The organism is Wolbachia endosymbiont (group A) of Gastracanthus pulcherrimus, from assembly GCF_964028265.1.
In the GTDB taxonomy this organism is placed as follows: Bacteria; Pseudomonadota; Alphaproteobacteria; order Rickettsiales; family Anaplasmataceae; genus Wolbachia; species Wolbachia pipientis.
In genome coordinates, this window is the sequence record NZ_OZ034763.1 from 427,576 (window position 1) to 441,549 (window position 13,974).

The following is a 13,974-nucleotide window of genomic DNA, read 5'->3' on the forward strand; positions in this document are numbered from 1 at the left end:
ATTTTCTGTATTTATTTTAAATTGAAGAAAGCTCAAATGAAAGATCGTGTTTTGCTAAAAATCACAGAATGCAGTCTGGTTACTATTTAAAAGGATATGTTCAAAAAAACTGTGTCAAATCAACTCATACACTTCATTACCAACTTCATGATGAAGTTCCGCAGTTGGATGGAAATAATCAAAAAAGAAATAATCCTTTAGTGTTTCTTTGCTACACCCAGGGTTATAGTGAACGTCAAGTTCCCCTTTAAATATCAACTTTAAGAGTATTTTTATATTTTCTTTAAATCTCCCAACTTGGTCTGCAATGTTCGATGTGCATGCATCTTGACAATTTAAACCTTTGCTCTTGTATTCGCTAAACATACTTCTCATTTTAGAGTTAAGATCAAATGCTTTTATTTCAAGATTTGTACTTTTCTTCATATAATCTAAGCCTTTAGCCAGTTTTGCATTGAAACTCTCCGTGAGCTTTGTAGCTAGTTCCCTTGCTTCTTCATCTCTATTAAAAGCTGGTATTGAGCCAACTTCAGGTGCATTTGCAACAACTACATGCTTAACACCATGTTCATTTAGAACCTTAAGTGCATTACATATTTCACTCACTGCTTGTTCCAACACTTCTTCCGCTTTAGTATCGTCATAAGCAGTGGCAACCATAACATCATTTCCGCCGATTATGATGCAAAATAAATCTTCTTTACCTATATCTGGATGATGTTTAATTACCGCATCTAGCTGGTTAGCTAAACGAAATTTATTGAAGAAATAAGAAAAAATAGGGTCAAAAATTTCAGATGCTGTTGCATATGAAACTGCGTAATTCTGACCTTGCTGTTCGTGGCATCTCCCAAAAAATGAATAACTCCACCCAGGTTTAAATTCATCTAAATCTAAATATTTTGCTATATATTCAACAGCAGTAGGGCCATTGCTAAAAGATCTTCCTTGATAAAAAGGATCATCAAATTTTACGCTTTTTGCAAAGGATAAATTATTTAAAATTCCAATGATTGCGCCATTATCGGATAAGCTATCACCCAGAACATAAAAATTTCTATACTTTGAATTAGAATTGTCATTTTTGTTTGTCATAATATTTACCGTAGATTAGCATGTTGTTTCATTAGATTCATAGAAAAAGAAAAATAGCGGTGAAATTATACAACTTTGGCCTAACTTGCTCTCCACTTTTTCCGGGCAAAATCAGCTTTTTCTTAACTTGACACGTATACTTAAAAGAACCCTCTAAGTTTTCTAGCACGGCTTGGATGTTTCAACTTGCGCAGTGCTTTTGCCTCTATTTGCCTAATTCTCTCACGTGTTACATTAAAAATTTTTCCTACTTCTTCTAAGGTATGTTCCTTCCCATCTTTACCAAGGCCAAAACGCATTCTTAAAATTCTTTCTTCCTTTGGTGTTAAAGTTGCAAGAACATTGGTTGTAATGCCACGCAAGTCAGCAAGTATTGCAGCATCCTCTGGCCTGGAGACTCGCTTGTCTTCTATACAATCACCAAAGGTACTACTATCATCTTTTCCTGTTGGAGCTTCAAGACTTACTGGATCCCTTGCTATTTTCATAACTTTGCGTATTCTTTCCAGTGGCATTGTCAGTTCTACACTCAACTCCTCTAACGTCGGCTCTCTTCCCATCTCATGAGTCATCTTTCTTAATGCTCTGTTGATTTTACTGATAATTTCCACCATATGAACTGGTATTCTAACTACTTTAGACTGCTCAGGTATTGCTCTAGTGATTGATTGTCTTACCCACCAAGTGCCGTAAGTTGAAAATTTATATCCACGTTTGTAATCAAACTTATCCACGGCCTTCATAAGACCAATATTGCCTTCTTGTATCAAATCAAGCAGATCAAGGCCTCTTTTTGAATACTTCTTAGCAATGGAAACTACTAGCCTTAAGTTAGCCTTAATCATTTCTTGCTTTGCTTCAGAGACTTCTCGTTCGTGTTTTTGTATTCTCTTGATTAGCTCCTTAAATTCTTGTACGTTATCTTCCTGTATATGCTGCTTAATACCGTTCAAGGTACTAGCTATATGTTCAGAGTTATCGTCTATAAACCTTAAAAATTTGTTTTTTAATTCACCTGTAAAAGAGGACTGATTTTCATTGATCTTTAAAAGACTTATCTTTTTCAATTCGTGCTTTAAAAGCACGTCATCATAAACTTTATAGAAACTTTCTCTATCGATATCGTATTTTCTAGCCTCAGCAATAAGATTAGCCTCTTCAAGCGTAATGGATCTATTTATCTTATAAAGTTCTTGTGTAATTCTGGCAACAGCAGCATCACTTAACTTAATTTGTAATGCTATAGACCATATTTGATTATACAAATTTTCTAGCTCATTAGAGAAATTTTTAGAATTTTTTCTTAATATCAACGCTTCATTTGTTAAAGTAATTATCTCATCCAATGCAACTATGACCTTTGGCAATAAGTCACTTTCCATTTCAAGAATAGAAACATTTAAATTGACTGAACTTATATCTTCATTATTACCGTCTTTCTCATCATCACTTTTTTTACTATCTTTCTCATCATCACTACAGTACTCAGCATCTTCAGAAACATCCTCAGAATCCTCAACATCTTCAGCACTTTCTTCACTCTCTTCACTTTCTTCTTTGGGTACCACATTAAAATCAGAGTTATAAATTGCATCCAGATCTATAATTTCTCTCAGTAAGAGAGCTCCATTACTTAAATCATCACGCCATACTTTTATCACCTTTAATGTTACTGATGTTTCAATTATTGCACGTAACATGTTATGCTTTTCAGATTCAATTTTTTTTGCTATCTCGATTTCATCTGCCCTTGATAAAAGCTTTACGGAGCTCATGTCTTGTAAATAAATCCTCACTGGATCATCATTTTGTACTAAAGTTGCAGTAACATTTGGCGATGTGTCATCATCATCAAGTTTACTATCATCACTGTTGGAAGGAATATCTTCTTCATCTTCGCTACTTTCAAGCACATTAATTCCGGAATCCTGCAATAAAGATATAGCATCATCTATAAAGTCAGACGAAAAATTTTCATCTGATAATTTATCATTTATATCATCAAAGGTGATAAAACCACCCTTTTTTATACTCTTAGTTACCAGATCTTTGATAATTTTTTTCTTATCTTCTGCATCATTAATAGTTGACATCATTACCTTTATAGTTTATAACTTTATTTCTTATTAACAAACAAACTTACAACGAGCAAGTCTATAATTTTACTTTTAACTTGTGGCTATTTGTTACTTCATATAGTTTAAGATACTGTTAATTTATGTACACTTGTCTTAATCGATTGTTCCATACTTTTCTTCCATTTTTACTGCTATGGATAATCCAACTGAAAATGTTGCAATTCCAACCACTATAGCAGTAAGCATTAAAACATGGGGTATAGGATTGCTATATGAATAAAAATTTGAAACCAATATAGGAGGCAAGGAACTTTTTATATATCCTAGAGATATGTAAAATAACAAAACAGATGCTTGGAAGACGCTTACCCCTATCATTTTCTTGATTAAATTTTTATCGTTTATAATAATATATAAACCTAGCACCATTAATACAATAATAATCGTATAATTATATAAAGTCATTGTTTTTTCCTACGAGCAAAATTTATATATATAATTAACATAGAGGAGCAGACAGTAAATGCTACACCTAATTCCACCAAAAAAATACCTAATTTTTGACCGGTTCTATTATTGGTTAACAAGATATCATAAGATAAAAAATTTTGGCCAAGTAAAGTTGTTGCAACGCCCGTTCCTCCATAAATTAAAATACCTAACACGTTAGTCAATCTAATCACAGAATAAGGTATTGCTTTTAGAGTTGTAGATACACCAAATAGCATTGAATATAATATTATCCCGGAGGCAATAATTATTCCTGCTTGAAAACCTCCACCCGGAGTGTAATCACCGTGAAATTGTATGTATAAACCAAATAAAATGATAAAAGGTATCATCAAAAATGTTACTGCATTTAATATCGGATCTTTAATCATTTTCTTTTTCTTCTTTTAATATCAACGTTATACAAAGCGCAGCAGTAAAAACTACTATAGTTTCTCCAAACGTGTCATAACCACGAAAGCTTGCCAAAATAGCTGTCACTATATTAGGAATACCGGTAGCTTTTTCGGTATTTTCCACATAATAAGGAGCAACATGCAAGTGGATCGGAGCATTGTGGCTGCCAAAATCTGGCAATTGAATCATAAAATATGACAAACATACAGCCAGAAATAACATAAAAAAAAGCGTTATAGGGTTATGAGATAGATTTACTTTATGATTCTTTATCAAGGAGAGTGCTGCAAACGTAAAAACTGTACTGAGCCCCGCACCAACAGAAGCTTCAGTAATTGCAACATCAGGTGCATTCATAATTAAGTGTATAAGCGCAATCAGTGAACTAAATACACACATTAGAACAGCACTTACGACTAAATGTCGCGAGAAAACTATAAAAACCGTAACTGTTAGTAACAACAAAAGTAACACTACATTTAATATTTCTAACACCTTAGCCTTCTTTAACAGTTTTTTTCTTAACTTTATAATGAGTGCGCGCTAAAATATAGCTATTAGTTGAGTTAGCTACCCATATTATAAAAATTAATAATACTATTTTAACAGTATTGATTGAAAATCCATTCTGCAAAGCAAAACCAATTAACAATAACGTTGCACCGCTAGAATCTGTAATACCTGCTGCATGTAACCTAGTATAGAAATCAGGAAATCTGATCACCCCTATATTTGAAATAATTATCAAACAAATACCTAAAAATATGAAAATGGATCCTATCATAAATTATCAAAACAACATTAATCTCATTAGTGCTATAGTTGATATAAAGCTAACGCTAGCATACAACAATGCTATATCAATTAAAAAAAAATTATTCAGAATGATTGATATTGCTGTTATAAGTACAACTACTTGCGTTGAGAAATTATTGAACGCTAAAACCTTATTGTACACATCATTTGACTTAGACACTATGCAACACAACATTACACTCATACAGAACAACAGTGTATAGATAGCAATGCAAATCATTTAAAGACTATGTAACTTCAGTAGATTTCTAAACGGATACTTCCTCATCGCCATCTTGATCATTTATTTCATCATCTATTTCACCATCCACTTCATAATCTTGGCTTTCTTGACTTGCATCAAGGTCTGTGTTATCAGAAAAATTTAATAAATTCGCTAGCTTACTTGTATTACTGCTGTAAACATTATTCATATTTCCTTTCATGTATTCCTTGCATCTACCTACCAAAAGGCTAAACAGCTCATGAGTATCCACCTGTTTTCCTGCTATTTCATGTAAGGAAACTATGGTATTTTTATGACCTTTAAACTTAGCTGCTTGAATTGGATTACTTGCCCCTGTATTTAAATCATGTGTTCTTTGACTTGCCAACAGAACCAATTTGAAACGGTTACTTACCCGTTCTATACACTTTTCTACAATAGACTCAGCCATAAGATACTACCTTAATAAGTTTTATACTATATCACAAAAAACAAGTTGTCAACTTTGTATCTATTGCGATTCAACTTCATGTTTTACTTTTTCTGCCTCAGATTTTATTTCTTGGCTTTCTGTCATCGTGATTGTTATCTCATGATCAAGTTTTTTTAGAAATCCTAACAATCGCTCTAAAGAAAAACCATCTATTTTACCATTTTTAATTTGCGATACCTTTGGCTGATCAATACCAAGTTTCTCAGCTGCAAAAGCCTGAGTCCAAGCATTTTTTTCTATAATTTTATTTATTATATAAAGCAACTTTGTTTTTATTCCTGCACTGTCTAAGTTATTTAATGATATTATTTCCATAATTCTTACACTCACATATCAATTAACTTTATTAAATATTATAACATAATATTTAATATACCAAGATATTAATATCATGTAACTTGTCAATAATTATATGATATCAATATTTAAAACTTTAAGTTGATTATATATTAATATTTTTATCAAATTTCTAGTAATTTTAAATTACCATTTTACCATCAGTCTATCTGAAAAAACCATTTATAGAAAGAACAAGCTAAGATTACAAAGCTTGAAATACAAAAATAATTATTTTATAAATTTATCTTACATAAGAAGTTTATATCTCTATATCTTAATATAAATATTTATTTAAATTTTTAAAATTTCTATTTTAACGAGAATTCTATATATTATATTTATAATATAATTTAAATATTTGTTGCTTTTTAGCTGGAACATTATTTAGTTAGTAAGTAAAATTGTGTTGAATATGACAAAAATAAAAAAAGATGTTGCTGTTATTATGGGAAGTGAGTCAGATTACACCACTATGGTCCATACTGTTGATATGTTAAAAGCATTAGAAGTTTCACATGATATATTCATAATATCTGCACATAGAACACCAGAAAGGCTCTTCAATTTTGCTAAATCTGCACAAGAAGAAGGTTTTAAGGTTATTATAGCTGGTGCAGGAGGTGCAGCTCATTTACCTGGTATGGTTGCGTCACTAACTTGTTTACCAGTTATCGGCGTTCCTGTGCATAGTAAACAATTAAATGGGCTGGACAGTCTACTCTCTATAGTTCAAATGCCAAAGGGTGTTCCAGTTCCAACCATGTCTATAGGAGAAAATGGAGCATATAATGCTGCCATTACTGCCGTATCTATATTGTCAATTTCCAACAGTGAAATTGCAGGTAGGTTAAAAAAGTGGAGAGAGAAACAGACCAAAGAAGTAAAAGAAAAACCAGTTTCATAATAAATCTATGGCAATAATTCTTTTAGACACAAAAACCATAAACCGTATAGCAGCGGGGGAGGTGATAGAAAGGCCAGCAAGTGTAGTAAAGGAATTAGTGGAAAATGCAATAGATGCTGGAAGTTTAGAAATAGATATCAAAATAGAAAGTGGTGGGCGTAACCTTATTATTGTGACAGATGATGGTAACGGAGTAGAAAAAAACGATTTAGAACTTGCGTTTATGCGCCATGCTACTTCAAAATTGAGCGACAATGAGTTGATAGAAATCAAGCATCTTGGCTTTAGAGGAGAAGCTCTGCCTTCAATAGCAGCAGTAAGTAGGATAAAATTATCGTCTAAGGCAAGAGAAGCAAATGAAGCATGGTCTATAAGTTATGAGGGTGGAGAGAAAATAGGGGAGCTGATTCCTTACTCTTTATCACAAGGGACACATATTGAAGTACGAGATTTATTTTTTGCCACTCCAAATAGACTAAAATTTCTAAAAACCGAAAGAGCAGAAACTCAAAGCATTGTTGATATTGTAAATAACCTAGCAATGATTAACTATCATATAGGGTTTACTCTCACTTCAGGTAATAAAAAGCTCTTAAAATACGCTAAGCAGACTTCGTTATTTCATAGATTGTGTGAAGTAGAAGAAGAATTTCAGGGCAGTTCTCTGGAGATTAATGAAGAAGAAGACGGCATTAAACTTACGGGACACATCTGTAAACCGACCGTCAATCGTGGTAAGTCAACTCAGATCTATACGTTTGTTAATGGAAGGCCAATCAAAGATAATCTACTTATTGGCGCAGTTAGGTATGCATATCATGATTTTATTCCAAGCGATAGGTATCCTTTCGCAGCGTTACATTTAGAGATACCTTATGATCAAGTAGATGTAAATGTGCATCCAAATAAGTCAGAAGTAAGGTTTCAGAATAAGAAGCTCATATATGAGATAGTGACAAGAGGATTAATTAAAGCATTGTCAAGAAGGATAGGCACCTTTCTAGCGCATGACCAGAAAATGGATTCAACATTGCCAGATCCTTTTGATAAACCTAATGTTCAAAATGAAAGAAGGCCAAGTCCTTTTGAAAATCAACTAATAAAAGAATTTGCTTCTCCAAATGAAAGAGTAAAAAGCTTATCAGAACAGTCAAAATCGTTTGATTATACCGGCATACAGAAATTACCATCACAAGCGGAGACTATGGTTCTAGAAAAAAAGGTGTTAGAGCAAGTTGATTTGATAGAGAGCCACCCGCTCGGGTTTGCACGCTGTCAGGTCTATAATACTTACATTATTGCCGAGGTAAGAGACAAATTGATTATAGTCGACCAGCACGCAGCCCACGAAAGGCTAGTATATGAATGCTTAAAACAAAAATCAAGTGTAAAAAGACAAAAACTACTTCTTCCTGAAACGGTTGAAATCAAAAATCAAGCCGGAATGGAGATGATTGAAGTTTATAAAGATAAGTTATTTGAAATGGGTTTTGATATTGAGATCAAATCAGAAAATAAAGTGATAGTAAAAGAAATCCCTGCAATTTTGGGAGCAATAGATGTGAAAGAGATGCTAATTAATATAGTCGATAGATTAACGGAAATAGAAGATACATTGCCAGTAGAAGATAAAGTGAACAAAATATTGGCCACTATCGCTTGTCATGGATCAATTAGAGCGGGTAGAAAAATGAGGTTAGATGAAATGAATGAGCTGCTGAGACAAATGGAAAAAACCCCATATTCCGGGCAATGCAACCACGGAAGACCAACTTATATAGAAATGAAACTCAGTGATATTGAAAAACTTTTTGAGCGTAGGTAATGAGGTTGCCATAAATATGTAAGTGCTCCTTTCTCGTCATCCAAGTAGCTCATAGAAACGAAAAAACTTCCTTGACAAACTCCGTCAGCCCCCTTATCATGAAAGTGAAGCTATTTATTTATCTTCTCTGTACAGATTAAATGACAAAAAAACTCACGAATCTGGCGTCTCATGTTTAATTTTTTGCACTATGTGCACCTTATGTCTTTATAAAATTCTAGGTTTTTACCTAATATGAGCTAAAATGCGCTTATAAAGCATTTAAAACATAAAAAAACGCCAACTTAAAAAATGGATAGTGAATAATTAGCTACCCTAGCGTTTCTTTTGTCTTTTTTTCTGTTTAGTAAATTTCTTAAACATTTATGACTAAAGGTTAGTTGCATTAAAAAGCAGCTAAATCGCGGTTATTAAGCGTTTAGAATAAAAAAACGCCATACTTGAAAGTATAATGTAAGTAATTAGCCAACCACGGGGCTTCTTTTGCCTTTTTTTTCGCTTAGTAAATTTCTTAATGTTTATAGCTAAACGACAACCGTCATCCCGCTACGTGTTAGCGGGATCTCTTGTTAGCGCCGCGGCGGTATGACGTCTCGCTTGCAACCTATAGCTTTGTCATTCCAGTGCTCCTTTTTTTGTCATCCCAGTGCCTTGACTATTTGGATCCAGAAAACTTAGCTTCGAGTCAAGTAGGCTGCAAATAAAAACTGGATTCCAGCGTCACGCGCTGGAATGACACCCTGACAATCGTCATCCCGCTACGTGTTAGCGGGATCTATGTTAAGAGATACCGCGAATGAATCGCAGTATGACGTATAGAAACTAAAAAAGTTCTTTTTTAAAAAACTTAAGTTATACTTATAAGTATTTGATACTTTTTATAGTGATTATGTCGAGTTTAAGCTGCCTTTATGGTGATAATGCAGAATTTGTGGAAGAAATGTATAGCCGTTATTTGCAGGGTGATAAATCAATCGGGGAGGATTGGTATAGAATTTTTTCAAGCAATTTAGAAGTTAATAAAGCGGAGACCTGCGGTGCACAGCGTGCAACTAAGGTGGATGATTCAGTTTCTAGTTTAGCAAATTTTTTCAGATCTTACGGTCATTTTTTTGCGGATCTTAATCCGTTATCACCCAATGTGAATAAGGAAGTAGATTATCAGAAATATTCGAATCTCTCTCCTATGGGTGACACTAGAATCTATAGAGATATTTACTGCAAGAACATCGGTTTTGAATTTATGCATATTTCCTCTTATGAGGAGAGAGTGTGGCTGCAGGAAAAGATCGAAAATCAAACCTATACGCTGAGTTCACAAGATAAAAAGGAAATACTGAGGCACTTGATCGAATCTGAGATGTTCGAGCAATTTCTCCATATGAAATTTCCTGGATATAAACGTTTTTCTATCGAAGGTGGAGAATCAGCTATTGTTGCAATTGAAAAAATTATTAGTGATTCCGCTGGTTATGGTATTGAAGAAGTAGTTCTTGGTATGGCTCATCGCGGACGGCTCAATGTTCTAACCAAAGTTATGGGAAAAGAATATGCGGCAATGCTATCTGAATTTCAAGGCAATCTCGCACACCCAAGTGGTCTTGAGGTGTCCGGTGATGTTAAATATCACCTTGGTTATTCTTCTGATCGAGCACTTTCAGGTGGCAAAAAAATACATTTAAGTTTATGCCCTAATCCATCTCATCTTGAAGCGGTAAATCCGGTTTTGGCTGGAAGAATAAGAGCAAAACAGAATATAAGATCTGTGCTTGGCATATCAATTCATGGTGATGCGGCTTTCATCGGTCAAGGAGTGGTTGCTGAAACCTTGAGCCTAAGCAATATTGAAGGCTATAAGGTGGATGGCATTGTGCACGTTGTCATTAATAACCAAGTTGGTTTTACTGCTAATCCGTGTTGTGCGCGGTCCTCTTTTTATTGCACTGATGTAGCAAAATCAATAGAAGCTCCAGTGTTTCACGTTAATGGAGATAACCCTGAAGCTGTGAGTTTTGTTGCGAATTTGGCGATGGAATATAGGCAGAAATTTAAAAAGGACGTAGTGATTGACATAATATGTTACCGCAAATATGGCCATAATGAAGGTGATGAACCGAATTTCACTCAGCCACTCATGTATAAGGTGATATCAAAGCATAAAACTCCTGGAACATTGTATGAAGAAAAATTGACTGCAGAGAAAGTATTAAGTGGTGATGAAGTAAATAAATTATGCAGTGAATTCAGGGCAAAATTAGATAAAAGTCTTGCTGAATCAGTGACTTACACTCCAAAAAAAGCTGACTGGTTTTGTGGAGTATGGTCAAAATTAAGAAGGGCAAGGTTGAACGATTTGAGCGAATACTATACAGATTCTGGTGTTCCGCCAGATGAGTTGAAAAAATTAGGTGTGTATATAAATAGCAATATCCCAAGTAGCTTTAACATTAATAATAAGGTTAGAAAAATACTTGATGGCAGAATAGACAGTATAAATTCCGGCAGTAATATAGACTGGGCAACTGCCGAAAGTCTTGCATTTGCGTCACTGCTTACAGAAGGAATACAAGTGCGTTTATCAGGCCAAGACTCTGGCCGTGGCACTTTTTCGCACCGTCATTCAAGGCTTGTTGATCAGGTAACAGAAGAAGCGTTTATTCCGCTAAACAATATAAATGAAAAGCAAGCTCACTTTGAGGTCATAGATAGCGCTTTATCAGAGTATGCTGTAATGGGCTTTGAATATGGCTATAGTCTTGATTCCCCGTATTCACTGGTGCTCTGGGAAGGACAATTTGGTGATTTTGCAAACGGTGCGCAAATTATGATCGACCAGTTTATCGCATCTGCAGAAACAAAGTGGTTGCGATCAAGCGGTCTAGTTTTATTGTTGCCCCACGGTTATGAAGGGCAAGGACCTGAACATAGTTCTGCTCGTATAGAGAGGTTTTTACAACTCTGTGCAGAAGATAATATGCAGATAGTTAATTGCTCCACTCCGGCAAATTACTTTCATGTTTTACGTCGGCAAATTCATCGAGACTTTCGTAAGCCTTTAGTAGTGTTTACACCTAAATCGCTATTGCGTCACAAAAGAGCAGTTTCTAACCTATCTGACTTTGAAGGAAAATTCCTCACGGTGATTCCAGAATATAGAACAGATTTAGTTTCGAATGATAAAATACGTAAAGTTGTAATATGCAGTGGTAAAGTTTATTACGACATATGTGAAGCACAAAAAATAAACGATATAGCAGTAATACGTTTGGAGCAATTCTATCCGTTTCCTGCCGATAAACTAAGTATTGAACTTGAAAAATACAAAAGCGCTGAAATTATATGGTGTCAAGAAGAACCAAAAAATATGGGAGGATGGTTTTTTGTCAACCCATTGATAGAAGAAGTGTTATCCAATCTCAATATTCAAGCAAAAAGACCTAAGTGCATTGCAAGACTTGCTGCTGCATCTCCTGCATGTGGTTATGCTAGTGTACATGCTCAGCAACAAGAGGAGATTTTAAGACAGATCGCTTAGTATTTACAGTTATTGAAGCAGAAGTGGTGCTATAAAAGTAGCTGACACTTGAATCCGGTTGCATCACGCGCTGCGGCCAGGCGCAATAGAAAACGCATTACACCAATAAAGCCCTTTTGGTACTCAAGCAAATATAAAAGATTTTTATTCTATTAAAAAAAAATTAATTTTTATTAAAATTTTCATTTATTTTTATTTAAAAAGTAAACATTATTAATATTTACTTTAACTAATATAGGATATATATGAATACAAAAATATTTGAGATGTTAATAAGGAGAACTGGTCTACGCAGAGATAGCAAAGCTGAGATCATACAGTTAAATAGAAATGAAAAAGCTTTCGTAGATGAGGATAAAGAATCTATCGAATTAGCTGAGGCCATTTTTGAAGAGAATAATATGTTTCATTTCCGCAAACCAGGTCCTGCTATGGATTACATTTTGCACAAATTAATAAATGATAGGAAGCTTTTCGAGGAAATGAAAGATAGAGGTACAAGTATAATACGTCTTTTTTCTTTGTTATCAATGTATCATGGTCGTCTCAATTGCTGTGTTATAAGAAAAGGAGGGTGTATTACTGAGTGTGGCATACTTGATTACGCTGGCACCTATCCAGAACTAGTGCCTTTAGAGGACTTTATACTTATTGAGCCTTCCTCGTACCTCGAGTACATTGTGTTTGACAATGAGAATATCAGAAATAGGTTAGCTGAAGACTTAACTGAAGATAAAACAAAATTAGATATCTTTTTGAATGGAATTTTAGCAACAAAGAATTCGGATTTAGTATTATCTTGTATTAACAAGATAGAGGTTCTTAATGAGGGAGATAGATATTTTGTTAATCTCTTACAGAAAAACGGCATGCTAGACTACATCTTAAACAAAGATGATACAACACTTGCAAAATCAACTCTAAAGGAGTTGTTGAAGCTTTCTATTTTGCAGGAAGAAAAAAGCACTGAGTTAGAATCTCCCCAAGCTTCAAGTGTAAATGTTAGCAAAGCTCAGCAACATTGTAGTATATAGCTGGTGATAAAGTTTAAAATAATTGCATATACTGAGGCTCATTTAGGTATAGAACCTCAGTGGTGCTTAATTTTTCAATTTATGGTAGACTAGTAGCCCTACTATGATGTGGATCTATGCTCGCTTATAACTAAAATTTCACTTCCACCAAGGGGATATTATTCCAGCTATTGCTTCCATAGTCATCAATCGAAGCGTTTAAGTAATCTGTATCAAAGCGTACGGGCACATCAAATTCGAAGCTCGCAGTGATTATCGCATCTTTTACTGGTGGCTTCATAAATGTTATTTCTCCCGTTGAATAATTTACTGAATATTCACTCTCTTCTTTACCATTTAAATAAATCTTTACTGTCCCATGTACTGGCTTTTTGATCATACGTATATGCTTATCTTCCCCACTTACATAAGTTTTGATTAGCTGAAAAGTCGTTTTTTTGTTATCTCCTATACCAATCTCTTGATTAATGGCTATAAAATCCGACCAATCCTTAAAACGAAACCCTATTGCTTTACCTTTTCGTGCATGAAAAAATGTTATTAGTTCTAGTAGCTGCTCGTTTGATCTGACCCCGTAAGCTATGTTGTATCTAGTGCGTGCATGAGACCAATTGATGTTGCGCTGTTCACAACCATTGTGAGTTGTTAGAGGTTGTCCGGAAACAAGTAAAAGGCTATAATATCTGAAATTTTAGTACGGGGTAAAGATGAGAAAAAAGTATCCAACAGATCTAAGCGAAAGGG

Annotated in this window: 14 protein-coding genes; 4 read left to right on the forward strand and 10 right to left on the reverse strand. The window is 34.3% G+C overall.

The window, feature by feature from the left end; genetic code table 11:
• Positions 1–114: 114 nt before the first annotated feature.
• The 9 genes from ABWU47_RS02285 to ABWU47_RS02325 all read right to left on the reverse strand — a co-directional run bounded on the left by ABWU47_RS02285 (position 115) and on the right by ABWU47_RS02325 (position 5,908).
• Positions 115–1,095: an SGNH/GDSL hydrolase family protein gene (locus ABWU47_RS02285; RefSeq protein WP_010082050.1), complete on the reverse strand. Its 981-nt coding sequence runs from the start codon at positions 1,093–1,095 to the stop codon at positions 115–117.
• Positions 1,096–1,235: 140 nt separating this feature from the next.
• Entirely contained in the window at positions 1,236–3,188 is a 1,953-nt protein-coding gene (gene rpoD / locus ABWU47_RS02290; RefSeq protein ID WP_012673419.1) for an RNA polymerase sigma factor RpoD, read from the reverse strand.
• 138 nt (positions 3,189–3,326) lie between these two features.
• Positions 3,327–3,638 (reverse strand): cation:proton antiporter subunit C, encoded by a 312-nt coding sequence (locus ABWU47_RS02295; protein WP_006279706.1) that lies wholly within the window; start codon positions 3,636–3,638, stop codon positions 3,327–3,329.
• Complete coding sequence (locus ABWU47_RS02300) at positions 3,635–4,054, reverse strand: Na(+)/H(+) antiporter subunit B (protein WP_006279705.1); 420 nt, start codon at positions 4,052–4,054, stop codon at positions 3,635–3,637. Before ABWU47_RS02300 ends, ABWU47_RS02295 begins: the two co-directional genes overlap by 4 nt.
• Entirely contained in the window at positions 4,047–4,574 is a 528-nt protein-coding gene (locus ABWU47_RS02305; RefSeq protein ID WP_006279704.1) for a DUF4040 domain-containing protein, read from the reverse strand. The genes ABWU47_RS02300 and ABWU47_RS02305 overlap by 8 nt, the downstream gene beginning before the upstream one ends.
• A gap of 1 nt (position 4,575) precedes the next feature.
• Positions 4,576–4,863 (reverse strand): monovalent cation/H(+) antiporter subunit G, encoded by a 288-nt coding sequence (gene mnhG / locus ABWU47_RS02310; protein WP_006279703.1) that lies wholly within the window; start codon positions 4,861–4,863, stop codon positions 4,576–4,578.
• 6 nt (positions 4,864–4,869) lie between these two features.
• Positions 4,870–5,115 (reverse strand): monovalent cation/H+ antiporter complex subunit F, encoded by a 246-nt coding sequence (locus ABWU47_RS02315; RefSeq protein WP_007548527.1) that lies wholly within the window; start codon positions 5,113–5,115, stop codon positions 4,870–4,872.
• A 28-nt stretch (positions 5,116–5,143) separates the two neighbouring features.
• Positions 5,144–5,551 carry a DNA-directed RNA polymerase subunit omega gene (rpoZ, locus tag ABWU47_RS02320; RefSeq protein WP_007548528.1) on the reverse strand — a complete coding sequence of 136 codons (408 nt, stop codon included), beginning with the start codon at positions 5,549–5,551 and terminating at the stop codon, positions 5,144–5,146.
• 60 nt (positions 5,552–5,611) lie between these two features.
• Positions 5,612–5,908, reverse strand: a complete 297-nt coding sequence (locus ABWU47_RS02325; protein WP_010081926.1) for a helix-turn-helix domain-containing protein — start codon at positions 5,906–5,908, stop codon at positions 5,612–5,614.
• A gap of 436 nt (positions 5,909–6,344) precedes the next feature.
• Between ABWU47_RS02325 and purE the strand changes: the two genes are divergently transcribed.
• The 4 genes from purE (at position 6,345) to ABWU47_RS02345 (ending at position 13,230) form a co-directional block, all read left to right on the forward strand.
• Positions 6,345–6,836 carry a 5-(carboxyamino)imidazole ribonucleotide mutase gene (gene purE / locus ABWU47_RS02330; RefSeq protein ID WP_006279320.1) on the forward strand — a complete coding sequence of 164 codons (492 nt, stop codon included), beginning with the start codon at positions 6,345–6,347 and terminating at the stop codon, positions 6,834–6,836.
• A gap of 7 nt (positions 6,837–6,843) precedes the next feature.
• The gene (gene mutL / locus ABWU47_RS02335; protein ID WP_077188455.1) at positions 6,844–8,661 is read left to right on the forward strand and encodes a DNA mismatch repair endonuclease MutL; all 1,818 of its coding nucleotides are present in this window, start codon (positions 6,844–6,846) and stop codon (positions 8,659–8,661) included.
• Positions 8,662–9,550: 889 nt separating this feature from the next.
• Positions 9,551–12,196 carry a 2-oxoglutarate dehydrogenase E1 component gene (locus tag ABWU47_RS02340; protein ID WP_077188456.1) on the forward strand — a complete coding sequence of 882 codons (2,646 nt, stop codon included), beginning with the start codon at positions 9,551–9,553 and terminating at the stop codon, positions 12,194–12,196.
• 245 nt (positions 12,197–12,441) lie between these two features.
• Positions 12,442–13,230, forward strand: coding sequence for a hypothetical protein (locus tag ABWU47_RS02345; protein WP_006279249.1), 789 nt, complete (start codon positions 12,442–12,444; stop codon positions 13,228–13,230).
• A gap of 130 nt (positions 13,231–13,360) precedes the next feature.
• Here ABWU47_RS02345 and ABWU47_RS02350 read toward each other — a convergent pair whose 3' ends face one another.
• Entirely contained in the window at positions 13,361–13,846 is a 486-nt protein-coding gene (locus tag ABWU47_RS02350; protein WP_265040884.1) for a TIGR02217 family protein, read from the reverse strand.
• Positions 13,847–13,974: the final 128 nt, after the last annotated feature.

Excerpts from the sequence above, each read along its gene's own strand:
- ABWU47_RS02285 (WP_010082050.1), bottom strand. The coding sequence starts at position 1,095 with ATGACAAACAAAAATGACAATTCTAATTCAAAGTATAGAAATTTTTAT.
- rpoD (WP_012673419.1), bottom strand. The coding sequence starts at position 3,188 with ATGTCAACTATTAATGATGCAGAAGATAAGAAAAAAATTATCAAAGAT.
- ABWU47_RS02295 (WP_006279706.1), bottom strand. The coding sequence starts at position 3,638 with ATGACTTTATATAATTATACGATTATTATTGTATTAATGGTGCTAGGT.
- ABWU47_RS02300 (WP_006279705.1), bottom strand. The coding sequence starts at position 4,054 with ATGATTAAAGATCCGATATTAAATGCAGTAACATTTTTGATGATACCT.
- mnhG (WP_006279703.1), bottom strand. The coding sequence starts at position 4,863 with ATGATAGGATCCATTTTCATATTTTTAGGTATTTGTTTGATAATTATT.
- ABWU47_RS02315 (WP_007548527.1), bottom strand. The coding sequence starts at position 5,115 with ATGATTTGCATTGCTATCTATACACTGTTGTTCTGTATGAGTGTAATG.
- rpoZ (WP_007548528.1), bottom strand. The coding sequence starts at position 5,551 with ATGGCTGAGTCTATTGTAGAAAAGTGTATAGAACGGGTAAGTAACCGT.
- ABWU47_RS02325 (WP_010081926.1), bottom strand. The coding sequence starts at position 5,908 with ATGGAAATAATATCATTAAATAACTTAGACAGTGCAGGAATAAAAACA.
- purE (WP_006279320.1), top strand. The coding sequence starts at position 6,345 with ATGACAAAAATAAAAAAAGATGTTGCTGTTATTATGGGAAGTGAGTCA.
- mutL (WP_077188455.1), top strand. The coding sequence starts at position 6,844 with ATGGCAATAATTCTTTTAGACACAAAAACCATAAACCGTATAGCAGCG.
- ABWU47_RS02340 (WP_077188456.1), top strand. The coding sequence starts at position 9,551 with ATGTCGAGTTTAAGCTGCCTTTATGGTGATAATGCAGAATTTGTGGAA.
- ABWU47_RS02345 (WP_006279249.1), top strand. The coding sequence starts at position 12,442 with ATGAATACAAAAATATTTGAGATGTTAATAAGGAGAACTGGTCTACGC.